General features: G+C 49.8%; 22 protein-coding genes. 19 read left to right on the top strand and 3 right to left on the bottom strand.

Features of this window, described 5'->3' with window-relative positions; translation table 11 throughout:
* The first annotated feature begins 35 nt into the window (after positions 1-35).
* Positions 36-1,898, top strand: a complete 1,863-nt coding sequence (locus CGL_RS08685; RefSeq protein ID WP_011014584.1) for a DHH family phosphoesterase — start codon at positions 36-38, stop codon at positions 1,896-1,898.
* Positions 1,899-1,996: 98 nt separating this feature from the next.
* Here the strand turns inward: CGL_RS08685 and CGL_RS08690 are convergent, their stop codons facing one another.
* Positions 1,997-2,779 carry a hypothetical protein gene (locus CGL_RS08690; protein WP_011014585.1) on the bottom strand — a complete coding sequence of 261 codons (783 nt, stop codon included), beginning with the start codon at positions 2,777-2,779 and terminating at the stop codon, positions 1,997-1,999.
* Between the two features lie 1,623 nt (positions 2,780-4,402).
* On the opposite strand from CGL_RS08690, the gene CGL_RS08695 reads away from it, so the two are divergent.
* From CGL_RS08695 to CGL_RS08725, 7 genes are all read left to right on the top strand, one after another.
* Positions 4,403-6,178: a DNA primase family protein gene (locus tag CGL_RS08695; RefSeq protein ID WP_011014586.1), complete on the top strand. Its 1,776-nt coding sequence runs from the start codon at positions 4,403-4,405 to the stop codon at positions 6,176-6,178.
* Positions 6,179-6,199: 21 nt separating this feature from the next.
* A complete protein-coding gene (locus tag CGL_RS08700; protein WP_011014587.1) occupies positions 6,200-9,991 on the top strand; it encodes a hypothetical protein in 3,792 nt (1,263 codons plus the stop codon).
* 94 nt (positions 9,992-10,085) lie between these two features.
* Positions 10,086-10,535, top strand: coding sequence for a VRR-NUC domain-containing protein (locus tag CGL_RS08705; protein ID WP_011014588.1), 450 nt, complete (start codon positions 10,086-10,088; stop codon positions 10,533-10,535).
* Between the two features lie 236 nt (positions 10,536-10,771).
* Entirely contained in the window at positions 10,772-11,191 is a 420-nt protein-coding gene (locus CGL_RS08710; protein ID WP_011014589.1) for a hypothetical protein, read from the top strand.
* A 177-nt stretch (positions 11,192-11,368) separates the two neighbouring features.
* Positions 11,369-13,210: a DEAD/DEAH box helicase gene (locus CGL_RS08715; protein ID WP_011014590.1), complete on the top strand. Its 1,842-nt coding sequence runs from the start codon at positions 11,369-11,371 to the stop codon at positions 13,208-13,210.
* A 123-nt stretch (positions 13,211-13,333) separates the two neighbouring features.
* Complete coding sequence (locus tag CGL_RS08720) at positions 13,334-13,711, top strand: hypothetical protein (RefSeq protein ID WP_011014591.1); 378 nt, start codon at positions 13,334-13,336, stop codon at positions 13,709-13,711.
* 11 nt (positions 13,712-13,722) lie between these two features.
* Positions 13,723-14,061 (top strand): DUF4406 domain-containing protein, encoded by a 339-nt coding sequence (locus CGL_RS08725; RefSeq protein ID WP_011014592.1) that lies wholly within the window; start codon positions 13,723-13,725, stop codon positions 14,059-14,061.
* 119 nt (positions 14,062-14,180) lie between these two features.
* Here CGL_RS08725 and CGL_RS08730 read toward each other — a convergent pair whose 3' ends face one another.
* Entirely contained in the window at positions 14,181-14,531 is a 351-nt protein-coding gene (locus CGL_RS08730) for a histone-like nucleoid-structuring protein Lsr2 (RefSeq protein ID WP_011014593.1), read from the bottom strand.
* Between the two features lie 634 nt (positions 14,532-15,165).
* On the opposite strand from CGL_RS08730, the gene CGL_RS08735 reads away from it, so the two are divergent.
* The 6 genes from CGL_RS08735 (at position 15,166) to CGL_RS08760 (ending at position 18,260) form a co-directional block, all read left to right on the top strand.
* Positions 15,166-15,786: a hypothetical protein gene (locus CGL_RS08735; RefSeq protein ID WP_011265805.1), complete on the top strand. Its 621-nt coding sequence runs from the start codon at positions 15,166-15,168 to the stop codon at positions 15,784-15,786.
* Between the two features lie 2 nt (positions 15,787-15,788).
* Positions 15,789-16,328 carry a hypothetical protein gene (locus CGL_RS08740; RefSeq protein ID WP_011014595.1) on the top strand — a complete coding sequence of 180 codons (540 nt, stop codon included), beginning with the start codon at positions 15,789-15,791 and terminating at the stop codon, positions 16,326-16,328.
* A gap of 31 nt (positions 16,329-16,359) precedes the next feature.
* On the top strand, positions 16,360-16,890 hold the full coding sequence (locus CGL_RS08745) for a hypothetical protein (RefSeq protein ID WP_011014596.1): 531 nt from the start codon (positions 16,360-16,362) through the stop codon (positions 16,888-16,890).
* Positions 16,890-17,639, top strand: coding sequence for a hypothetical protein (locus CGL_RS08750; protein WP_011014597.1), 750 nt, complete (start codon positions 16,890-16,892; stop codon positions 17,637-17,639). The genes CGL_RS08745 and CGL_RS08750 overlap by 1 nt, the downstream gene beginning before the upstream one ends.
* A complete protein-coding gene (locus tag CGL_RS08755) occupies positions 17,632-17,820 on the top strand; it encodes a hypothetical protein (RefSeq protein ID WP_011014598.1) in 189 nt (62 codons plus the stop codon). The genes CGL_RS08750 and CGL_RS08755 overlap by 8 nt, the downstream gene beginning before the upstream one ends.
* Positions 17,821-17,924: 104 nt before the next feature.
* Positions 17,925-18,260: a hypothetical protein gene (locus CGL_RS08760; protein ID WP_011265806.1), complete on the top strand. Its 336-nt coding sequence runs from the start codon at positions 17,925-17,927 to the stop codon at positions 18,258-18,260.
* Between the two features lie 61 nt (positions 18,261-18,321).
* Here CGL_RS08760 and CGL_RS08765 read toward each other — a convergent pair whose 3' ends face one another.
* Complete coding sequence (locus CGL_RS08765; protein WP_011014599.1) at positions 18,322-18,900, bottom strand: LysM peptidoglycan-binding domain-containing protein; 579 nt, start codon at positions 18,898-18,900, stop codon at positions 18,322-18,324.
* Between the two features lie 170 nt (positions 18,901-19,070).
* On the opposite strand from CGL_RS08765, the gene CGL_RS08770 reads away from it, so the two are divergent.
* From CGL_RS08770 to CGL_RS08790, 5 genes are all read left to right on the top strand, one after another.
* On the top strand, positions 19,071-20,294 hold the full coding sequence (locus CGL_RS08770) for a hypothetical protein (protein WP_011014600.1): 1,224 nt from the start codon (positions 19,071-19,073) through the stop codon (positions 20,292-20,294).
* A 152-nt stretch (positions 20,295-20,446) separates the two neighbouring features.
* Positions 20,447-21,727, top strand: a complete 1,281-nt coding sequence (locus tag CGL_RS08775; protein WP_011014601.1) for a hypothetical protein — start codon at positions 20,447-20,449, stop codon at positions 21,725-21,727.
* A 405-nt stretch (positions 21,728-22,132) separates the two neighbouring features.
* Entirely contained in the window at positions 22,133-22,708 is a 576-nt protein-coding gene (locus CGL_RS08780; RefSeq protein ID WP_011014602.1) for a hypothetical protein, read from the top strand.
* A 200-nt stretch (positions 22,709-22,908) separates the two neighbouring features.
* Positions 22,909-23,091, top strand: a complete 183-nt coding sequence (gene gip, locus CGL_RS08785) for a gyrase inhibitor Gip (RefSeq protein WP_011014603.1) — start codon at positions 22,909-22,911, stop codon at positions 23,089-23,091.
* Positions 23,092-23,382: 291 nt separating this feature from the next.
* Positions 23,383-24,642, top strand: a complete 1,260-nt coding sequence (locus CGL_RS08790; RefSeq protein WP_011014604.1) for an AAA family ATPase — start codon at positions 23,383-23,385, stop codon at positions 24,640-24,642.
* Positions 24,643-24,722 lie beyond the last annotated feature (80 nt).

The raw sequence follows: 24,722 nt of genomic DNA on the forward strand, positions 1-24,722 counted from the left end.
CTAGTACTATTTTACGATTGAAAGTAGATTTTTCTATGACCGTTACCTCACCAGCAGCGCTCGCACTCAGCGACATGTCCTATGTGGACATCATTAAGAAGAAGCGCGGATGGACAACCGAGTTTTTCCACAGCACCATCAACACCGGTGAAACCACCACACCGCTACCAGACAGCGACCGTGCCACAGCACTAATCCATGACCACATCACCAAGGCTCAAGAGATAACCATCATCACCGACTTTGATATGGACGGTATTTCAGCCGGTGTCATTGCCTATGCAGGTCTTGCCGAACTGGGCGCACAGGTCAATATGGTGGTGCCCGACTATCGTGGCGAACGAAATGTCACAGCCAGCGATATTGATCGTGCGCTAGAGCTCTACCCTGCAACCTCACTCATCATCACCTGCGATGTCGGCATCGGCTCCCATGAAGGTATTGCCCGTGCTCACGAACGCAGTATCGCCGTCCTGGTCACAGATCACCACATGGAGGTCGAACCCTGCCAGGCCGATGTGGTTCTTAACCCCAACAGAATTGACTCTGACTACCCCAACAAAGATATTTGCGGTGCGCAGGTCATTTTCGCCACATTGAGTGACTATGCACGTCGTTATCGGGCGGACAAGATTATCGACATTAATTTGTTGGCTGTTTTCTCAGGCATTGGTGCACTCGCCGATGTCATGCCTCTCACCCGTGACACTCGACCAACAGTGAAGCAGGCTATTGCGTTGCTTCGGCTTGCTATCCCACAAGTAAGTAAAAACCGTTTCGGCGGTTGGGATACCTATGCTGCACGCTCTGTTAATCCTGATACGTCCACACTCATGCATATTGTCAATGCCAGCCAGCATGATCACCGCTTCATTGCAGCCTTCCAAGGCATCTCAATTCTTCTTGGTGAACTGATTGCGCAAAAGAAGCTAGTAAACATCGACAATATTTCTGAGTCATTCATTGGCTTCACTCTTGGTCCGATGTTTAACGCTACTCGTCGTGTTGGTGGCGACATGCACGATTCATTTCTCGTGTTTGCGCCCCATGCCGCACTAGCATCACAGCCGTCGATGAATCCAAATCGACATGCTGCGATCTCTCGCATCATTGATAACAACGAACGTCGCAAAGAGCTCTCCAAGTCCTCTTATGCTGCCGTACACAGCTCAGATCAGCCCTACGCGCCCTTTGTGTGGCTCTCTGAGGCACCAAGCGGCATTCTTGGTCTCATTGCCTCACAGCTCACTCGTGAGTCTGACGTGCCTGCCATTGTCATTAATCCAGATACCTTGTCCGGTTCAGCTCGCTCACCTGAGTGGGCACCGATCATCACCCAAGTAAACACCCTCAGCGCACAAGGTCACGGCGGTATTCATGCTGCAGGCCATGAGTACGCCTGTGGTATGCGTTTTGATAACCATGATGACATTGTGACCTTTGTTGCAACACTCGACGCACTCGATAAAAACACGCCACGGGAAGCACAGCCGGCAGATCTGCATTTGGTTGACATTGACCACGCGCGTCCTGTGCTTGATAACCCCTCACTCACCCAAGAGCTCAGTACGGTCGATGCTGCAGTGGATGCTGCACAGTTGCTTGTTCTCATTGATCAGCTTGATCAACTGCAGCCATTTGGACATGGTTTTACCTATCCGCGCATCGACGTGACGTTCAGGCCGGCAGAAACAGAATTCAAGGTTATGGGTCAGCACCATCAACATCTCAAGGTGATCACTCACTCAGGGTTGACCTTATTGTGGTGGAATAAGGCTCAGCAGCTCGATGAGATCGCACAGTCTGAATTAGTCACCATGTCTGTGGAGCTCGATGTCAATATGTTCCGTGGGTTTATTTCCCCGCAAGGCATTGTCTCTGCGTGCACAGTTATCTAGCTTGGTTGCATAAGCACCAAAAACAACCCCCAACAGCCTCTACACAGGCAGTTGGGGGTTGTTGCTATGTTTGTGGTCGTTAAGGTCTGAAAAAGTCTCTACACAGGCGCAGATGATGCGCGTAAACGGGTTGCCATAGAAAACGGTTGTCCTGATTTCATGCCAGGGATACGCCCCTCATCGACAGTGACCACCACATCACTAAAAACTGTCATGGCTGCCGTCACAGCATCACCGGTGAGTTCTTTCCCGAACACTGTGCCTTTAAGCAACCAACCGTGATGTGCAGTGGAATCCTCACCCGCACGTGCCTGGTGTCGCACATGGCGATCCTCTCGAAGTGCGTGACGACCATAACCGTCTTCAAAGCGGCACCCTGCAGCCCACATGACAAAATGCTCACGACCTTTAATGGTGTTGGCCTCCCCGGTGAGACCATCGCCCCATGGCGTGCCCATAATCGCCACGCTGTCATCCCCAAGACCGGAGACTGCATTAAGTGTGAGTAACTGCCCCCGCGTCTGCTCACGCAGCTCTCGTTGCCACAGATCGTCGTGCACAGTGTCAAAGGAGTTTCCATAATCAGCAAGAAGATTGAGACTAAGCTTCACAGGCTCAGAAAGCCCCTTCACTGGCACAGTGACTGTGCCCGTGGACGCAAGACCAGCCTTAGTGCGGTTGTGGCTGTACGTACTGCCTTCAGGCGCACAAATGATCAAAGAGTCAGTGTGAATCTCTACAGCCGTGCTGTGGCGTCGCCTGACCTTGGTGGTGTGCTCTAAATAGTCATCGCCTGCTGGTACTTCGCACAGATCCCACGGGCCGATACTAATGCCACGTTGAAATTCGTCAGCGATTCGTTGTGCGGTGGTCACAGTCATAGTTATTTAAAAGTCCCTTTACTTACATTACTTAGTTATTCATTAATTACTCTAACAAACTTAAAGCTAGGTAACACCAGCAAGAAAGGTAGTTCTCCTACATTCCAGAAAAAGACAAAAAGTAGAGCCACTGGGTCACTACTCCCAATGGCTCTACACTCTTCTCGCTCCGTTAAAGATTCCTACTGTTCACCATCCCTGCCGGACTATCTGCACACCAGGCAAGTAAAGGAAAACTGATCGCGGTCCTGGACAGGGCAGCAGTAAATGTTTAACTCACTTTTCAGTATAGACAAACTTTAAAGACAATGCAACTAGTTTATAAATCTATTTCAAAGTCAATTACTTACTCACTAAGAAGAATTATCCATATCCTGTCGCACCCATGCCCGAAACCATTTTTATGGGCCATAAAGTGTACGCAAACTTTTTAGATCACGCAGAAACTAAAAATTCCCATAAGTTTCAATTAATGAACACAGTAACTACTTGATTATTGAAATAGAACAAATGTGTGCATAACAGCCATATATATGAATTTAATTATGAACGTAACGTTACAAACGTTACGTATCGTTACACCTCAAAAACATGCCTTGAGCTGCTGTAAAGGTGAATCTGTAGCGCTACGGTGTAACGATACGAAAAAGCTAAAGTTACACCTAAAAGTACGCTTTAACCTGCTTCTATAGTTCTAAAATTGTGGTTTGTAACGTTGTAACGATACTTTTGCAACTTTAATATAGACAGAAGAGAAAGAGAGAAAACATATAAACATGATATAGGACACATAAGTGCATAAAAGCACATATGCGCGTCATGTCATGTCGTTTTACTACCTACGACCACATAAGCGTGCACATGAGCACTGCCACTCCGCACAGTGGTGATGATAGGTAAATAAGATAACCCTGTATGAGCTACTCCCGCGCGTATAGAAAACATGCACAGTATCGTTACAACGTTACACTTTTACATTCATGCAGTTCACAGTGTGTTTTTCATGTAACTTTGATGTAACGCTTATATTATTTTAAGAATTAACTTTAATATAATAAAAGGGTCTTTGACGTGCATCTTTAGTGCTGTAACACTGTGTAACGGAACGTAACGATACGTAACGTTACGCTCGAATTAAATTCACGTTTTTACGGTTTTTTAGCGTTCATCTCATTATGTGGAATTTCCGTCCCATAAATCGACCCCACCGCAGCACCCTTTAAATTGACTAAACCTATCAGTCGGCGTGCACCTGCAGCCTCTAAAACACTCCCCTCACTCCATTACGCACACAGTTATGGTTCGTAACGCTCGATCACGTGCAGCAGCACTCCCCTACCCACCACGCGCATATGTGTGCACGTGCAACTGTGCGCTAAATGCGTCTTAATAAACCGTTGAGTTTCTTTATTACTAAGCTTGTTTAAATTGAAACTTCGTTATATTCTGATTAAAGAAAGTAAGTAATTAAGTACTTCGGCTCCACGGCCACCCGCACCGTTGTTCACCCACAGTGCACAAGAAAAAGCAACTCACTTCGTGCTTTTTTCACCGACCCCGGCTGTGTGGATGCCACCCACTTACACCGCACAATCGAAAATAAAAGTAAAGGATGTTCACCTTATGTCTGACACCACAGACAGCCACGACCCAGCAACCTCCCCTACAGTCGATTCAGCCGCATCCGGTACTTCTGACCCCAACCAGCAACCCAAGAAGAAATTCACCATCATTAAGCAGGTGAACATGATTGCGCGTACTGCCATTGATGACTGCATTAATCGACTAGGCCCAGATGTTGTCACCATGTCCAGCGAAGACATTGCTGATCAAGTGGTCAACTCCATTAACGTTGCTATTGCCAGAGAAAACACACGTGCCCAAGATGCCAATGCTGCGGTGCGTTACACACCTATCTTTAAGCTCGATTTCTCCCATGTCGCTGTCCTTATGCGCAGACTGCATGTGATTATCAACATCGCGCCATCGCATAACTCTGATCCTGACAGCGATATGTTGGCTATTTACGACCCCAACCCACGCAGCGAGCATTACGGGATCTATCGCACCTCAGAGGCTGAAATACGCCGCGTAGCCCGTGAATACTGCCCTGACCTCACCTCAGCGCAGTTTAGAGAACTGCAGATGGCACTCTCAGATGCTGCACCTCGTAAAGTCCGCCACAAGCAGCGTGACTTGATTCCCGTGAAAAACGGCATCTTTAATTACTCGACTAAACAACTAGAACCGTTTTCTCAAGAGTTTGTCTTTCTTGCTAAATCTGCAGTGAACTACAACCCAAATGCACAAAACCCTGTCATCACTCATCCCCAGGATGGCTCTGTCTGGGATGTTGAATCATGGATGAACGATCTCTCCGATGACCCTGAAGTCGTTAACCTGCTGTGGGAGATTATCGGCGCTATCGTGCGCCCCTATGTGTCCTGGAACAAGTCTGCCTGGTTCTACTCAGAGGCCGGCAACAACGGTAAAGGCACGCTCGTTGAGCTCATGCGCAACATCTTGGGCGCAGAGGCCTATACCAGTATCCAGCTCTCGGACTTCTCTAAAGAGTTCCACCTTGAATCACTGACTCGTGCACAAGCAATCCTTGTTGATGAGAACGATGTCGGCGCCTTCTTAGAAAAGTCAGCAAACCTTAAAGCGATTGTCACCAATGACGTCATCTCCATTAACCGCAAGCACAAAACCATGCTCAGCTATCAGTTTTATGGCTTTATGGTGCAGTGTATTAACGGCTTCCCCAAGGTCAAAGACCAGTCGGAGTCATTTTTCAGGCGCCAACTCTTTGTGCCGTTTGAGAAAAGCTTCACCGGTGCCGAGCGCAAGTACATCAAAGACGACTACATGTCGCGCACTGATGTCCTCGAATATGTACTGCACCGCGTACTGCATATGAACTACGACAATCTCTCCACCCCTGCTGCAGCTCTCGCTGTGCTGGATGAATACAAAGAGTTTGTCGATCCTGTGCGCGCATTCTGGAATGAATTCAGCGATCAATTTGTCTGGGATCTTCTTCCCCTGCAATTCCTCTACGAGTTTTATCGCAAGTGGTTTGACCGTGACAGCCCATCCGGGTCTGTGCTCGGCAAACGCAGCTTCATTCAAAAAATCACCACCATCGCCGTTGATAGCGGTCAGTGGGAGTATCCGCTGACAGCACAGCGTCCCGGTGGCGATATGGCCGTTCCTGAGCCATTAGTCATTGATTATGACCTCACCGAGTGGCAAAACGCCACTGTACCTAAAGGTCACGTCAACAAGGGGCTCCCTCTACCACTCAAGGCTAATTATCGAGGACTGCTCCGCAAACCTCTAACAACACCTGCTACTCCCCCTGCAGCGCCGCTCAACCCCACACCACCCACCCCTTAACAACCACAAGAAAGATTTATCATGTCCGCTCCAACCATCTACCCCGGCACCAAAACATCTATTGATCCGATCACCATGGATGACGCTCGCATCATCTTTTTCGATATTGAGTCGCTCCACAATATTTTCACGGTAGCAACCTACGATTCTCTGTCCCACCACGTCGATGTCTTTTACCTGCTCGATCACACAACCAGCCCTCAGATCACGGTGCTGCCGCACTCAATGGATTATTTCGATCAAACGCGCAGCGATGCTGTTATGGCTGCCATCATTGAGCAAAACCCTGCGTTCGCAGAAATTAAAGGCTCACCCATTACAACCGCAGATGTAGCCCTCCACAATCTCGGTGACACCAACGCCAACCGACGCTGGCAGTCTAACGTGCTGCTTGCCCGGCTACTCGGGGGTATTAGTGTGCGCGGAGAGGTACCTGAGCACCAGAGCCACAACCATCTCGCCAAGCAGTTTGCCGAGGCAACCTTGGTCACCAGGGACTTCGATGTGAATTATGATCCAACAAGCGCTCACCCTTTTACTGCTGGCTTCAACTCGATCAACTATGACACCACCTTGCTCAGCCTGTACTTCGCAATGTTGACCTCAAATATCGGAAGTACACCGACGTATTTCCCGGTGATCACCGCACAGGAACTTCGTGCGCATAACGACAAGCTCTTTAGCCCTGAGTTCATCAAAAACATGCCAAAGTATCTCTGGGATCGCGACAGCGGTGCTGGACTCAGAGCTGCATCGGGTTTCCGCAACGCCATGCTCAAATCGGGTCGCCACATTGATATTCAACGCCTCAATGAAAAACAGCTCTTTGTTGGACTCAAGCGCCTGCTTGGTCTCCTCGGTCACCAGATTCTCGAATCTGATCGTCTCTCTGGTGATGATGCCCATGTTGATACTAACGAGGATGTACTTGATCTCATTGCCTACAACGTCTCAGACGTGGTGGGCACCAGACTGCTCGCTGAGGACCCGGTGTACTCCGGCTCTTTCGATCTGCGGGCAGGTCTACTGAGCACCTACCCAGAGACTGTTTTTGATCATGATGGTACTTTCCGTCAGCCATCCACGCAGATGCGTAAAGATCGCCTAACGATTAATACCTCATCAGCTCAGTTCGCAGCGCGTATTTTGGCGCCATATCGCCCACTCCGCGATGTCCCTGATGCGATTGGCGACATGCCGGTGGTGTCTTACTTGTACCCGGATGCAGCAGTCGCCGAAGCAACAGGTCAAAAACAAGTCAACGTGCTTGATGAGTCAAAGAAGTTCTTCTATGACAACATCACCGACCCGGAAGCACGTGCTGCCTTTGATGAGGTCTTTGCTTTTTACGCTGATATTGAGGGTCGCAACTTCAACAGTCACAATGAGGCTATTGATACCCAGATTAACCAATTACGTGCTTATCTCAACCAGGTTGTCGCATTCGATGCAGCTGGGTATGCGCTCTATGATGTACGTACACGTTTTGAGCAGATCTTCCCCAAGGATCGCAGCTACATCAACGATGCTACGGATATGACCCCTCGCGCAGTATCGAGCTTTGACGATCTGGTTGCACTCTGTGATGATATTCGCGGTGTACTTGATCGAGGTTTAGAGATCTCATCTCCGAATCATCATGAGATGGTGGATGCTATGCGCAAGCAGCTGCACTATATTCAGGCATTTTACCGTGCCTGGGGACCCATTCAACGCCGCTTCAATGACGCTGACCCAGCGGTGACCCATCCGCATCTCACAGTGATCTACCCACCGCTCACCCCTGCATCCGCAGAGAAATTCAACAAGATCACCTCAGTCGCTGCTGTGAGCAAGCGCCCAACCACCCTGCCGTATTTCCGTGCAGATGGTTCACCTACTCGTGGCTTTGCTAACTTCTCCACAGGAGGTATTCACGGTGCGGAATACAACGAAGATCGTTTTGACCATGATCAAGATCTACACACAGTGGCAACCCGTGAATTCTTCGCCATTCTTGATGCGACATTAGCGGCTCTCTACGCAGCCCACCAAGCCGAACCTGAATCGGCGGACTACCAGATTGCACAAGACGCACTCGCCTGGGCAAAGAATGTACTTAGCGATCAAAAACTCATCGCTAAGTCGCCTCAGTTATACAACCCCGAAACCGGGGTCACCTATGAGTGGGAGTTTGTCGCTCAAGCAGCATGGTGGATTCGCAACAAACCGGTTGAGGTTATTTTACCAACAGGTGAATCAATGACCGTAAAACACAAATCTGTATTGGCATCTGCGTCCTACCCACTCCGAGACAACGTGGCGTACTGGCGTAGCGAACCCAAAACACCACAGCTGTTTCCCGTAGCAAAATCTGGTGGTTCCTCGCTTGAGAAGAAGTACAACTACACCTCTGTGGGTACTGCTATTCACGAGGACTTTAGCAGTTACTATCCGCTCTTGCTCACCAATATGGCTGCATTTACCAATGCTGACTTAGGTATTGATGAGAAAACCGGGCGCCCTCGTGACCGCTACCGTGAAATCTACGAACAAAAAGAGATCTATGGCGCACAGCGCAAAGACCCCTCCATTGATGAAGAAACAAAGCAACGTCTAGGGATTTTGCGCGAAGGTACCAAGTTGATTCTTAACTCGGCCACCGGTGCTGCTGATGCTGGTCACGACACCCCGATCCTCATGAACAATCGCGTTATTGCCATGAGGATTATTGGGCAGCTATTTTCTTGGAGAATTGGGCAAGCTCAATCACTGGCTGGTGCAACGATTATTTCCACTAACACTGATGGCCTGTATTCCGTACTCGATATGGGGACTAACCAGCGCGTTCTTGATGAACACGCTACAGCCATCGGTGTGCAAATTGAGCCTGAAGAACTGGATATTGTCTCCAAGGATTCCAACTCACGTGCCGAATTTCTCGGCAATGGCTACATCAATGCGGCCGGTGACTTGGCGTGTTGGGATGGACCCAACTCTCGGAACTCACTAGATCACCCGGCCTTTGTTGACCATGTGCTGGTGAAGTATTTCCAGCTCGTCGTCAACAACACTGTGCCAGAGATTCCAGAAACACCTGAGCTTGAGGGTGTACCGCTGGCTCTTGATCAACCCATGAACCGCCACGAAGTCTCGAAGATTGTCGCCACTATGCACAAGGAATTCGAGCCGAAAAAGCTGCTGTCGTTTTACCAAAACATTTTGGCCTCTTCACGCGGTTCTAATACCTTCCTATTCTCTGTCCCCTATATCCCTGCAACAGAAGGAGAAGAAACCCACCCTGCAACAGATACCAGCACTATTGCGACACCAACCTTGAGCTTTGATGCTTATGGTAATAAGGCCGAGGTCATGCCGACTCAATCCACTGTGGATAAGCGCGTGCCCTCTTTGCTGCAGTATTACACGCGTACATTCCATGTGCGACAAGATACGCAGCAGGCTGTCTTTGATGTTATTGGCGCCAACCCCGTGCTCATCGCCGCAGCAAAAGCTGCATCCATATCACCGGCTTCTGCTGATTCACGTAGAAAGAAGGGCCTGGCCTCCACCAACGCTGACCCAGTAGCCAAGCATGTACTAGAAATTGCAGGAGCTGATGTGGAATCGCTGCGCCATGAAAAGGATCTCAAGGTCACCAAGCACACTGGCCAAGACCCAGCACTGCCTGTCGTGGTCTTTAACCAAACCATTTGGCATAACCCCAACGACGATGTGATTAATGCATTACTGGGCGCTATTGACCAGGATGCCTACATTGACATGGCGATCTCGTCCTACAACAAGTCCTGGCACAACATTATCCCGGCTTAACTACCGCTGGGTAGACCCCTTGATGACCTAAAAGACCTGGTAAAGCTGGTAAAATTCAGTACTACCAACGCTTTTACATCAAGGGGTTTTTGTCATGTCTACCACCACGTCCACCACCACAAAACACGCACCTGTTCGACCTTTAGAGACAGTCATCGAACAAGCCTTACAGGATGCTTGTGCAGTACACAACATCATGTACTTAAAGTTCACCTCAAGTGTCACCGGCGTGCCTGATCGCATCCTGCAGGGTATTAACGCAGCAGGACAACCATTAACCGTCTATGTGGAACTCAAGCGTCCAGGAACACACCCGCGTACTCGCCAAAAGGAGGTCATGAACAGACTTATAAATCATGGCGCATTAGTGTTCGTCGTCGATGCGAGAGACATCGACGTAACTCATTTCCGACACAACTATCACACTGTGGAATCACTCTTAGAGCTCACGTTTCTCAGCACTAAGATACCTGTTCCCGAGCGCTTTGACCTGTTTAATTCAAACACAAAAGCGAACACATATAGCGCTGTTCCAGCACTATAAATTGACATTTTTTACACAGATTTTTACATCAACAACCACCTACGAGCAGGTTTAATAGCCTCTCATGGGTGGTTGTCTTAATTAAGGGTGTTGCGTGAAACACGCAACCGGAGAGGAGGGTGAAGTGTGGGGTTCCTTGCGGGCGTATGTCCGGGGTGCTTGCTATGCTTCAAACGATTTCATTCAAGAAACTTAATTTATTAACAACTCTTAAAAGAAAAGGAGAGCTGGTCATCATGATCACTCGTCACGATGTTCCCTACATCATCGCTCCGCCTGTCTACGCGATCTTTGCGAGCCTGATGACCACGCCACCATGGTTTTATCGAACCACCTACACCATTGACGGTTTCGATTTTAAGATCAGCTGGGTCTACACCATCACCATCTACATCAGCCTCATGATCCTCATTATCGGGTTCTACCAAGCCAATATGCGCAAAGCGTGCCCTTATGAGGAAGATCCTTTGGTCGATATTTGGCACAAGGTGTGGAGCACTGCACTCTTTATCCTACCTATCGTTTTATCCATCGCGGTGTACTCACTGATCACACAGCGCGGGTTTGACTGGTATGTCATGGTGTTTATTCTCCCTGTAGGCTTGATGATCGCTTATGGATTCTTCAAGCCCTGTGATTGCGACAAACACCGTTAAGGTATACTTGTCCAAGACTTTCCCCACCGGCAGCCCAATAAGGGCTGCGCCTAACTTAAAACACGACACATAGAACCCCTCCCCGGCCACACGCCCCAGAGGGGTTCTTTTTCATCCTTTTTAAAATATACTTATATGTATTAATCCCCTCTTTGTGCAGCATAGGAGACTACTGCTATGACCTCAACAACCCAACCTGGCACAACACCTGAGCTCAGCGCAGACACTCATTCTGAGCCCTGGGATGTCGTCATCGAAAACACCCTTGAACCTTTTCAAAAAGTCGTTCGTCAATTTATTATTGACCGCCCCTATTCCGGCATTTTCCTCACCATGGGTGGCGGCAAAACACTCACTACCCTCTCCGCATTGACCTATATCCAGCCACCTGGACACATTCTGGTTGTCGCGCCTCTAAATATCTCTCGACTCACCTGGCCCGAAGAGGTTCGCAAGTGGAATATCCCTGTTAACGCAATCTCGCTGATCACCAATGAGCGCGGCACCAAACTCACCCGCGCCAAACGCCTCAAACTCTATGAGGAAACAGCGACCACACCACCAACGCTGTATTACATCACCATTAATCTGCTCGAAGATATTGTCAATTACTTTGGTGATAGGTGGCCGTTTTGGACAGTCATTATTGATGAGTCACAGACAATCTCTGATATATCCTCCAAGCGCACTAGAGCGCTCTTTTCTGTGCGACCCTATATCGGCAGACTAATTCTGCTCACCGGAACCCCCAGCGCCAACAAGTTCGACTCCATTTACGCCCAAGTCGCAGTGCTAGATTATGGTGCCAGCCTGGGTGACAACATCGACGTATTCCGAGCCAGATGGTGTGCGCCCGACATTATTACCGATAAACAAGTGCGTCGCTGGAAGCCGGCTAACAAGCAGGCTGAAGCAGAGGTGTACCGCACTATTAGCCACCTGGTCATGTCTGCCGTCAACACGGATATTAAGCTGCCACCGCTGCATTTTGTTGATCACGAGGTACACATGAGCGACGATGAGCACCGCGACTACGAGCTCTTCAAAAAGGACGCGGTGCTTGCTGCATTGCTCGATATGGCTGAAGAGAATGAGGGTGGCGAAGGCGCTGATGACACTGACGCTGCTGATTCAGCGACAACGACCCCACCTGCGTCATCACAGCCAACAAACCCTGCCATCCCCGCTGGACTGCTTCAGGCAATACAACAAACCCAGGACACCAATGGTCGCGCCATCGCGCCTGTGACCACAGCTGAACTTGATCATTTTGATGATCTGCCAGTACAGCGCCAAGAAGATCTTGGCACCTTAGTTGTTATCTCTGCTGTTCACGCAGCGACTCTGCGCATGAAACTGCTGCAATACGCAGGTGGTGCTGTCTATGTCGATCCAGAAGATTCTGCGCAGTCCCAAGACCTGGATGCCAGCACTGCACGTGATGTTATCGACGCTACCAACACCGCCATGACCACTATTACCTCTCGCCCCACCATGATTGTGCACCTGCACAAGGTGCGAAAAGTCATTGAGATTTTATGCAACCCTGCACTCGGCGGTGAACCTGTCAATATCGACCAGGACGAGACCGGAAAACAGGTGTACACACCCACCCCAACGCTTGTCGCCTATCGCTTTATCTCTGACAAAGAAATCCTGCTTCATTACCTGGCGCAGGCGGGTGTGCAGGGTGTGGAGGTTTTTGACGGGTCGCCTGACATGCTGAGCCGTTGGAATGCGGGACGCATTCCGGTCTTACTTTTGCAGCCTGCGTCTGCTGGTCACGGCTTGAATTTCCAGCACGGCGGGCATCGCTTGGTGTGGTACAACCTGCCCGATAATAACGAGCATTATATGCAAGCGAATGCTCGTCTACATCGCATTGGTCAAAAGAATCCCGTGACCATTCACCGCATTATTACCGCTGATACTTATGATGCGAATATGCCGGCGATTCTGGCCGGTAAAGCAAATAGACAGCAACGTCTCATCGACGCCGTGCGCCGTGATCCAGTCTAAGACCGGCACGATCGCACCGTTATAGCTAATCAGCACCACCTACAACACCACAAACACACCCCAATCAGCATGATCGTGCCGGTTGGGGTGTGTCTTATCCCCTAAGAAAGTGACACCTTTACCATGTCAGACCACGACGCCCCACAAACACCGATCCCCAAGGGGTTTTGGCAGCAGATCGACCACCAACTCGATCGCCTCGGCACGCAGCGCCCAGAGACCTTCGCAGCACTGCGTGACATTTTGCTTGATCCTGCCTACACCGCCATTGTTCATGACCGTAATCGCTACGGCGTTGTCACCTTTGACACCAACTCAGCCTTCTTCTCAGGCTCTGGCGGAGACAACGGCTTAGCCGACGTACTCATTAACTGTGATTGGCGCATGACTGACTACCGCGCCGAGTACTACTACGTCATGACACATAAATACACCAAGGAATCGTTTACCTATATCGAGGGCGACGTGAAACGCGGCGACCTCATCCCGCCTAATAATTAAGGACAACCGCCATGACTCAGATCGCCATGTATCTCGCAGGACCCATGACAGGTATCCCTGAATACAACTACCCCACCTTCCATGCAGCGGCTAATAAGTTCCGTGCAGCTGGCTACACCGTACTCTCCCCCGCTGAAGACGAATATGAATCCCAGCTCACTGCACCATTGCCTGAGAACGCTGAGCACAAATACGACCACTACTTGCGTCTCGGTATCGAAAAGCTGCTCAAGGCTGATGCTGTCCACATGCTTCAGGGATGGCAGAGTAGCGCCGGTGCCACTCTTGAGCACGATATTGCACAGAAATTGAGGCTTGCCATTACCTATGAAGAACCACCAGCATCCTAAGGCGCCTCCGGCATAGCGTAAACCCCCACTGAGCAACAATCTCAGCGGGGGCGATCATGAATTAATGTGCTGTCTCGATATTTACCTCTAGTGCCGTTCAACAATTCTCCACAGGGCTCTTATTCGAAAGGAATGCCTTCTTTTTCGCAGTACTCTTTGTACGCGTCGATGATTTCCTGTGGCACGATACCACGTTGACCAACGGCCATGTCATTGTCAATAGCCCACAAACGCGCCTTACGGTGCAGCTCTGCATCTACAGATCCACGACGGATCTGGCGTGCAGATTCCTCACGACCAATCTTGATGACTTCTTTGAGCGTGATCATATCGAGCTCAGTATCAATGTCGTCACCATTAAGGTCCACTACATACTGTTTACCCTCGTAGACCACGCCTACAGAGACGACATTGGTGATGCGCTCATGTGAGACATCAGATGTGTATTCGACCGACTGAATAATGGCCATGTCCATAGTCCTAACCAATCATGTAATAAATGTAATAACTTAGTGTCACATAATACTACATAATTTATTGTGTTTAGGTTATGTCAAAGTTATTGACATACTTTCTTAAAGCTCGTGATTGAACATCTAGCTAGATAAAAAACTTCTTTCATCAAGCCTTTTCTTCACTAGTTGCTCTTATTCTCCATTAAATCACTAAATTACCTAATAATGCAATCTAATCGACTCTTATTGGTCAATTAAGTGTCAATTAAAGGAATTTTCTTAGGCTTAATGAAAAGTACTGTCGCATATCTACTTTTAACTACGACACCAATACCTACAGCGAAACTGTTTAATAACCTAAATAACGACACCACTTCGACAAAAACAATAATAAAGTCATGTCATTTTTTAGTCGCAGCGTGCGCACACCATAGTGGGACCTGGTAGGGCTCCCACGTCTACGCTCAAACGCGCGCAAGTACGCTCACGCACACTGTAGCTACACAGACGACCAGTTAAAGCACAGTCAATCCGCGGATACCACCAGCATAGGCACACGCCGGCAGTGATGCACCGCACTTGAGAAAAATAAATCATCTCAAGAAACAAACTAATACGTTATTATTGTAATTTAATTAGAGAAAAGAAAGTGACTTTTAAAGTGCTTATTCGCATCGCCGAGCATCAAGGCCGGCTCCATGTCCATAGCCCCTACTCAAAGGCTTTTGCCGCCCGCGCTCGAAAGCTCAACGGTCTCTGGTCACCCGAAACGAAGACCTGGCATTTCAGCCCCGATAAAGAACAACCGGTGAGACGCGCACTCAAGGATGTCTACGGCTGGGATGAATTCACCACACCCGAGCTATGCACGGTGCAGCTCACTGTGACCCCAGAGGCAGTGCTCAACAAACACACACTCACCATCGCTGGTGTTACACTTCTGAGCCGTTTACGCAGAAATTACTCGGTGTGGTTGGGTGATAATGTCCGCATCATCAGTGGCAATTTCCCAGAAGCAGCAGGATCACCCCAGTACCCCCTCATCATGGGTGTGAAGGCTCAACCCGTTGTTATCCATGTGCAGGAATTCCCTGTAGATGCTGTTTCGACTATTCCCCCGCGATTTAATCCTATTGTTATCACTGCACCGCCGAGCATTGATATTGCTGCTCTTCGAGCTGAACGCGAACAGCTCACCCGACGCATCAGCGAAATTGACAAGAAAATCGCACGTGCTGTGCATCCAACCATTCAGACTGAGGCTGCCTAATAATGATGCAGACTCTCAAGCGGAAAATTCCGCTCATCTCATGCAATGACCTCAAAGAAGTGCAGTTACTTTTTCTTAAAGGTCAGATGCACACAGTCGGCTACAAGCTAGATACCGATCTTCGCAAGCTCACTAATACCGATGTGCTTGATCTTATTAACGCGCTCTTCGGCACCACTGTGACCAGCGCAGATGACGAAGCAGCAGATTTCATTGACTCTGATCCTCAGTTTGCAGTGCTCGTTGAGCTGGCCTACCACGACTGTGCACGCCGCGCTGCCATGGGTCTATCCAGGGTACAGCAGCTCATCTATGACAATGCGGCTAAATCAACCTACTACCGCAGCGTCGCAGCTAGACATCGCAAACACATCCGTGAACTCCACGAGCAAACACAGCGAGATGGTATTCACTTCGACAACCCGTTGTCTCGTGCAGTCATCAACGATCTCAGCATGTCCATGAACCGTGCTCGACTAAACCGCATCGCTTCATGGAAATCAGCCGGCGTACAGCGCTATCTCAACCCCACTATCTCTTAGAACCACACACAACCAAGAAAGCAGTCACTACATGACCACCTCATCACCCCTTAAGTCCAAAAATTCCCTTAACGGCGCGCAGACCACATTTGTCCGCAATTGTGTTGCAGACGGCCCAACCGAGGTAAAAGCCACCATTGATGCACGTGGCGGTATCGAACAGCTCCGTGACAATGAGATTTCACAGCTCCCCGACAAGCTGTGGTTCAATAGCGCAACCTCCGCATCCAATGACGAGTTCACCACCGATAACATCCGACTTGGGTTGCTCTACAACATGGCACTGAATAAGGCATCGGCTCATCGCTATGAGCTTGCTGCCCGCTGGTACGCCATTGTTAGCCCTCAGCCATCGCAAGAAGCTAGCCACAAGCGCATCGCGTCCTGGCACCTTACCCAGCTGCACGCACTGGTGACCCTATCTCGCACCCTAGGGGTCATCATTCCTGGTGATGAGATCGACGCTCTAGCGCAGTCTATGGAGAATGCTCGTCAAGTTGGCACCGAGAATTGGTCCACTGTCACCATGCGCACCTACGTGACCAACCGCAAGGCATCCTAATGACTCGCGATATTTTCCACGAGGCTGCAAAACTCATCGCACACCTGGGGTGGAGGGACGCTTTTCCAGCACTACAGCGCACTGACCCAGCGCCAACACATGCTGTGCCGATCAGGGCCTTTGATCTCAAGGCGGGCGCCGTCATCACCGATGAAAATCGAAGCAATGCTTATATCTATGACACCCTTGTCATCACGCAGCCATATAAGCACGAGTTACCTCATCAAAACACCCACCCTTTTGAGTGGGCCCTGGAACAAATTGCCACGCTTGATCCGGCGTTCTCGATCAAGCTCGATCGCTCAGTGACCGTCCCTGAAATTGGACTCTACGCCCGCACACTGCATGACCTTAATACTCGGCATCAAGACTTCTTGGCACAGCGCAACGCCATGTTGCTTGTTGTTGCCCGTCGTGGTGTTGATCCAAAAAATATCGCAGACGTACTTGGTTTAACCACCAATCAGATACATCGGATTCTCAGTGCTACTCCGGCTGATTCCCCTACTGATTTAGGCGTTAACCCCGCCACAACAATGGGTGATGTAGTGAGGTTTATCAAGAAACGTCGCACCACTATGCAACTACGCGGCACCGCTGTCCGTGCACTGCTCTATCACGGCCTTACGCCGGCAGTCATCTCCCGACTAAGCGGCATGTCGCGTGCGGGTGTCATCAACGCAGCCAAGGCATTCCCCACCACCATCAACCACAAGGTCAAGAAAAGAAAGCAGCACTTCCATGTCTAATCTCGGCACATACTATGCAGCACGACGTGCAGTTATTGGGCAATTGCTCAATGAAGGTCTTGATGCTGAGCAGATCGCAACACGATTGCAACTCAGCCCGGATCTCATTAACGCAGATTTTGAGGCTCTAGAAAAAGAGAAAGGTGAGGCCCAGAAAAAGTCTCAACAGCCTGGTTTCTGATCCCTCTAAACAAAACCACCAATTCGCACGCCACAACAGCCCAGCAGCATCATGTTGCTGGGCTGTTGTGCATTTCTACACACGCTTTGAAAGGAGAACCAACTATGACCACCCAACCACTTGTCATACTCTTCACCCTCCACGCCAATCCCTCCCATGACCACAAAGAACGCGCCACCACTATTACTGGCTCGCTGAGCTCCATCCGTCGCTGGTTGGTTTCGCAGGCAGATCTCTACGGCTGGAATCTCGGTAATTTCTCTGCTTGGAGTCTTGATCGACGCGATCATGACCCTGGTGAAATCATCCCTGAGCTCAATCAAAATACCCTGCTCGCCTGTGCATCCCTGGTCTGGGATATTCCACCAGCTCATATTGCACTGCAGGCTGTAATACCCAAGCCAGAAAATATCCCTCTGATGAGAGCAGCGACGCTCTAAGCACAAAAAACAGCCATCAACATAACGTTAATGGCTGTTTTTTTAACCCTCTACCACTACATTACTGTATCGCAGCAGCAAGTTCCTGCTCAGTCGGAATCGCCAATGGCGTGCCTGCATAGATCAGGTCTGGATCAACAAGCTTGTTGCGATCAATGATCAACCCAACCGGCACACCACTGTCCTGAGAAATAGAGGACAAGGTTTCGCCATTCTCAATGACGTGCACCGTACCTGGACGGGCAGGTCCTGCGACAGCATCAAGTGCTGATACTGGTGTGTCACCGTTGCCGGTAATGGTCAAGGTGGGGTCGGTCGGAGCCGTTGGCTCTTGAGCACTGTCGTGCTCACGGGGTTCTTTGTGATCTGAGTCTGCGCCTTCGGCGGTGCCTGTGTTGCTGTCAGCATCACTGGCGTCAGATGAAGAAGGATCGTGAACCTTCGTGACAATTTCGGTTTCTGTCACGACCTGATTTTTTACCTCGTCCTGTGGCTCGACGACGGCCACTGTATTGACATCACCACCGCCTTGGGCGAGAAAGGTCACGCCTGATCCACCTGCAATAACGGCAGCAGCAATAAACGCACCTGCTGCCACACCTGGTACTCGATTTTTCGGCATTGCGCCTTTAATCGCCATGTTCGTTTGTCCTTTACCTTTACCCGTTTAATGTTCCCTGGATACTACAAATTAAACTCTAGTATCTTATTAATTTCTGTTACTATTAACATATAGGTTTTTTAAAGTTTCGTCTACATAAACCTGCAACAGAAATCACTACACCCAGTTCTCGAAAGGCTTTTTCTCTCATGACCTACCCAGTTACCCCTCAACCTGTGCAGCCAGCACCAGTCGCCGAAAAGATCAAGGCATCAAGCCTCAAAGAAGGCACTCAGGTATTTATCAAAGGTCGGGTTAATTACTCCCGCATCGCAAGCTTTATTACTGGTACCGAGCGCGAAAACCGTAATCGCGACAGGCTTCACCCAATCGAATTCGACTACACCTCCCTGACTTTGAGCCACCCTGAAATCATCTACGGCAACCCGCAACAAAAGACCAATGAAGAACTCTTCCTTGAGCAGCGAATCTTTGTCGGCAAGAAGCGTCCTGAAGAGGGTCCAAAATTCTCCATTGACAACAAGAGCAACCGTCTACCACAGGTTTGGGTGCCATCCACCAATGCTGATGGTACTTATGAGCAGCTTGAAGGTCTCGAAGGTGAGCTCGACGCAGGGCTCAACGTCATTATTCTCATCGAGTTCTATAAGCCACGTACACAGGTTAATCGCGGCTCCCGCCTCAACGCCGTGTTCCTGCAGGAGCCCATTCGTTACTACACCCCTGGTTACAATGCAGATAAGCTCGCTGCCCTCGGAATCGTACTTAACGCACCGCCAAAGGACACTATTCAGCTCGTTCCTAATGAGGTCGCTGCAGGACAAGACCAGTCCACCACCGATGCATCCGGTCTCCCGCTTCCAGGCCAGGGATATAGCGCACCTGATCAGCCATATCAGGCGCAGCCTCAGTATCAGCAGGCAACCCCAGCGGCTGCACCTCAGCAGTACCAGGCCCCACAGCCCCAGTACCAGCAGTCAGCTCCACAGGCACAACCTGCACCGGCACCAGTTGCGCAGTTCCAGCAGGCAGCGCCTCAGGCACCTGCTCAGCCAGCACAGCAGCAGTATCAGGCACCACTTCCTGCCGGTAATCCTCTTGCAGCAGGTCAGCCAGTTGCACCACAGGCTCCACTCAACCAGCCAACTCCGGCAGTACAGCAGGCAATGCCTACCCAAGCCCCACAAACACCGGCACAACCAGTTCAGCCACCAGCACCACAAGCCGGTTCTGCATTTACCGATGCTCCGGGTGCTGTGCCACAGGCACCAGCAGTTCAGGCTGCTCCCGCTGTAGCTCAGGCGCCTGTCGCGCCAGTAGTTGATATGACCGAGCCAGCATCCCCATGGGATCTTCCAGCTGCACCTAGTCAGCCAGCGCAGCCAGCTCAGGGCATCACCTACCCGGCATAACAACCAGCACAACCCTTAGACCCCAGACTCGCATTTTGCAGGGTTTGGGGTCTTTTTTCACCAGGGTCGAGGCGCGGTCTGTGTGCCCACCTCGACCCACTTTTCGCCCACCACTTTTCGTCAACCTACCAACAACAAAGCCCAGGTCACTTATGGTCAACCCTTTTCACACGCTTGATAACTCACCGTTTGATCCGGTGGCACAGTTTCCTGCGTTTTATCACAACCCGCTTATCAATCACTTGGGCCGCCGTCGCGCCTGGACAATCTCAGACATCAACAAACGCCCCATCAATGTCCAACAGATGCTGACCACGGCCACCTACGGTAGCCCCGTTATTCATGGTGCCCGCATTGAAGACGCAGCAACCTCCCTACTTACCCTGGATGAACTGCGTACACAGATTCCCACCGCTGCCAACAATGCGTTTTATCTCGATGCTGTCCAAGATGGCTGTCTTATTTTAGATATTGAAAAAACCTGTCCCCCCGAGGTCGCAGCCACACTACTCACGCTCTCCCCCACCGCCTTTTACACAGAGGTGTCCATGAGTGGTCGTGGCTATCACCTCGTTATGCCGATACCAGAGAATTTTGCAGCGTTTCCTGCCGTACACAACAAACCCAGTATCAAACACCCCAAGCGCTGGTTCGAAATTCTTACCTCACAGTGGATCACCTTCACCCGACAACCAATCCCAGAGCATGTTCTCCATCACAGTGAATCTGCTAACACAAGTGCTGTGCCATGGTTGAATGATCAACCACTTACATGGGAAAACGTCTTTGCAGACTTAGCTAAAACTGTTGCACCCAACTTAAAAACCGGTGCCGGACTTACCATCACACCCAATGCACTGATGCCACCAGATCTCAGCGATGCTGAGCGCATTCGCGACGATGAAGTCATCGACTCGACCTGTCGATTATTTGCCGAACATTACTCGAAAACACTTGCGGACTTCTATGATGATGCATCCCGGTTCGAGTTCAGCCAAATTGGTGTCATTATCAATCTACTGCTCCCCACTATGAGGATGCATCCCACCACGATCAGTCTCGACAAACCCATCAACTCCGATCACATCATCAGACTTCTGTTCGCTGTCGCTACTCGCGTGATCACTCACCGCAGCAAACATGATGAGGAGCGATCTGGCGTTCCGTATCTGATGTATCAGGTTATTTCCTGCCTTGACATGCGAGAACACCCCGACAATGGCGACTACCGTGTCGTACCCTCCCGGCATAATAGAGACCAACACAGCAACAACCCCTCAGCTCATGTGGTCCACCAACAACCACAACCCCAGCCCAGCGCAGCAGATTCGCCACATCACTACCGTGCACTACCCCAAGAAAACACGGTGTCCGAACACAGTTTTAAAATCTATAACCCACCAGCCACACCCCCTCTAGGAGGTGAAAATTAGATTTATTATTAAAACACTTGTTCTAAACATAAGGAACGCGCTACCATTCATAGTTAGTGGGCATTCCGCCCCATAACAAACAGTAGAAAATTAAGTAGCACAGCATTGTAAATGTCGGGGAAACAAAATTATTCAACACTTTTCCAACTAATTGTTGATATGCACACTTTGTCGAACAATTACAGGAGCTACATGCACTTTTACATTTTCTATCAGCTTGTTATTAGTAATTATTTATCTGATTAAAATATCGGAGTTTATTTATGTGATTTGACCGGTAATTGCACAATAAAGTAATAGTTAATTACTAGGTATAGCAACGGATTAAATAATCACTATAATTAATTCTTTCCGTACTCATTTTAATCACTACCTATTCACCACTTGAACGGAGCGTTTTTCGCCATGTTGAAATTCCGCATCATCTCCACAGTCACTACTGGATCTCAGCCAACTCCACGAAAAAGCTGGAGCCACCCCGACACCACTCTCCTGGTCACCATGGTCACTGCACCATCGCTGTGCTCAGCCATCAACGTGTGGAACGCAACTGAGCGTATTCCCGCTCAAAAAATCCTTAATGTCGAAGAAGTACACGTTCTTGGTGAGTGCAGCGACGCCATCATCTCTACGTCACTAACCAAAAAGGACAATCCGCACGCACTTGTGCCCGATGATTTCGACCAAATCGGCGATGTGTTTGGCTATGCGCAAGACAATGTAGCTGTTTTTGATGTCATTGTCGCAGCACTGGGCGGTGCTGGTTATGGCCTGCTACCCGGACTGGTCATGCACCACATTGATGAGCACACCGTTGCACTTGTCTTTGATACTGATTCCCCTACTGGGACGCATATCCTCGGTGAGCGCTGCGTGTACTCCGACATCATTCACATGACTGACGATAAGTCTGCCCGTGGCTGGGGTGCAGTCATTGCCATAGCACGAGCCATCATCCTCAAAGTCGAACAGATCATGTAGTACCCCACCATGACTCACTTGATTCACCACAATCGACCGCCCGTACCAGCATCACTACCTGTGCACGTGCAGAACCAGACCTGCTCTCCGCCCATTATGAGCAGGTCTATGTCATATCTACCCACACTATTTTCTTGACCCAACGAAATGTGAATCACATTCTCTTCTCCACACACCTCGCATAAGAAAGAACACTTATTATGGCTAAAGAATTCGAATTCACCATCCCTGACCAACATAATCGTTTACCGCTTATTTACCTGGTCGCAGCACGCACAATCACCAGCGCTCGCACTCAGCTTCGTGCTGAACTCGATCAGGACGACCCCGATTTGCTCTCAAGTATCGACATTGATGCGCTCCCCTACGTCATCGTCGAGTAAAGGCGTTTCTTTTTCTCCCCCTGTGGTCTGACCTGTCAGGCAGTCAGGTTGGTTGATTTTTTCTGGCGGTGGCTGCATGGTGCAGCGTCAGTGAAAAGACAACACAGCGAAGCTGTGTTCGGGGGATTATGTGAGATCGCACCGGCACGTGTTGCGGTGCGGATCGCACGTTGTTCTCTTGTGGCCTGGCTCAGATAGCCACTACCTACACGCATCTGTTGTGCTGAAACAACAGCGCGACACTCACTCTTCTCATTACTCAACAACTTACTTTTAAGGACTACATAACTTATGTCTCTCTACCTTGACGACACTTTGTCTCGCATCGTTGAACTTGATCTCAAAGACACCCGCATTGTGCCGTTTCTTGCTGGTGAACCAGGTATCGGTAAAACCTCATTCATCTACGGCATCGGCGAACGTGCAGGCTACAAAGTCTTCAGTATCTCGGTTAACACCCTTGCCGATAAGGGTGACCTCACGGGCGCTCGCACCCTGCAGGACCCTGCCGATGGCAAGTGGAAGCAGATGTTTTTCCCGCACGCGACCTTCGTCGAAGCAAATGACTATGCACTAGCAAACCCAAACGAAACGGTCGTCATTCTTCTCGATGAGATTAACCGAACTGATTCGGATGTCACCTCTGCCTCGATGACTATCTCTACTGAGCGTCGCGTTGGTACCACCGATCTAGCACCCAATGTCCGCCTTGCTGTCACCGGAAACCTCACCGGTAATGTCACCCACCTTGATTCAGCATCTCTGACCAGGTTCTCCCTCTATGAGGTCAAGCCATCCGCAGAGACCTTCATGAACATCATGGGCGGCCGCCTCAACAAGTACATCCGTACCGTGCTGACCAAATACCCGGAATACATCTTCATGAAGCCAACTACTGCTACTGCTCTTATTACCACTGGCGATGATGATGACGACCATACAACCAATGCGAAGCAAATGATGGACTTCAACGCTGTGCTCGGTTCAGACCAAGACATGGTTCAATTTACCGCACCTAGAACTATCGAAGGTTTGTCCGTCTGGCTCAACAACGCCGATGATGACTTTCTTCGTCTACTTCTACAAGAAAAGGTGGATGGTCTTGCTCGATCCATGAGCTTGCTGCAGGCTACGCTCGAATCTCACACCGGCGATACCGCTTTTACCGCAGAAGTCCTCAGCGAAATGACCAATGATCTGCTGAGCTCCGCATCGCAAGCTCCTAGTGGTCCAATCAAACCATTTGTCTACGACCGACTCGCTGCTGCACCAAGCAATACTGTACTGGAACAAGAGGTTCACACACTCAGTCTCAATGACCGCGCCGATGTCTTGTTGTTTGCCCTCCATGACACTGTAAACAACGCTGCACCAAGCATCATCGCTCACCTTGCATCTGAAGGCGTACTTGATGAACTGCCCAAAGACAGAATCAGCAAAATTGTTTCACTCGGTCCTGTACCAACGGCAAACTATCACGCCTTGACCAGACAGGATACAACGTTGACTCGAAATCTCGGTCCCGCTGTCTTGGGCTTCTTGGAAAGTTAAAGCAATTTCCTAAGTACCTTTGGCAGCTGAGGTAGTCATCTGTCTACCTGCGTGGAGTAGACACTAAATCCTGTCCACGC

The sequence above is a fragment of the Corynebacterium glutamicum ATCC 13032 genome (assembly GCF_000011325.1).
GTDB classification, from domain to species: Bacteria; Actinomycetota; Actinomycetes; order Mycobacteriales; family Mycobacteriaceae; genus Corynebacterium; species Corynebacterium glutamicum.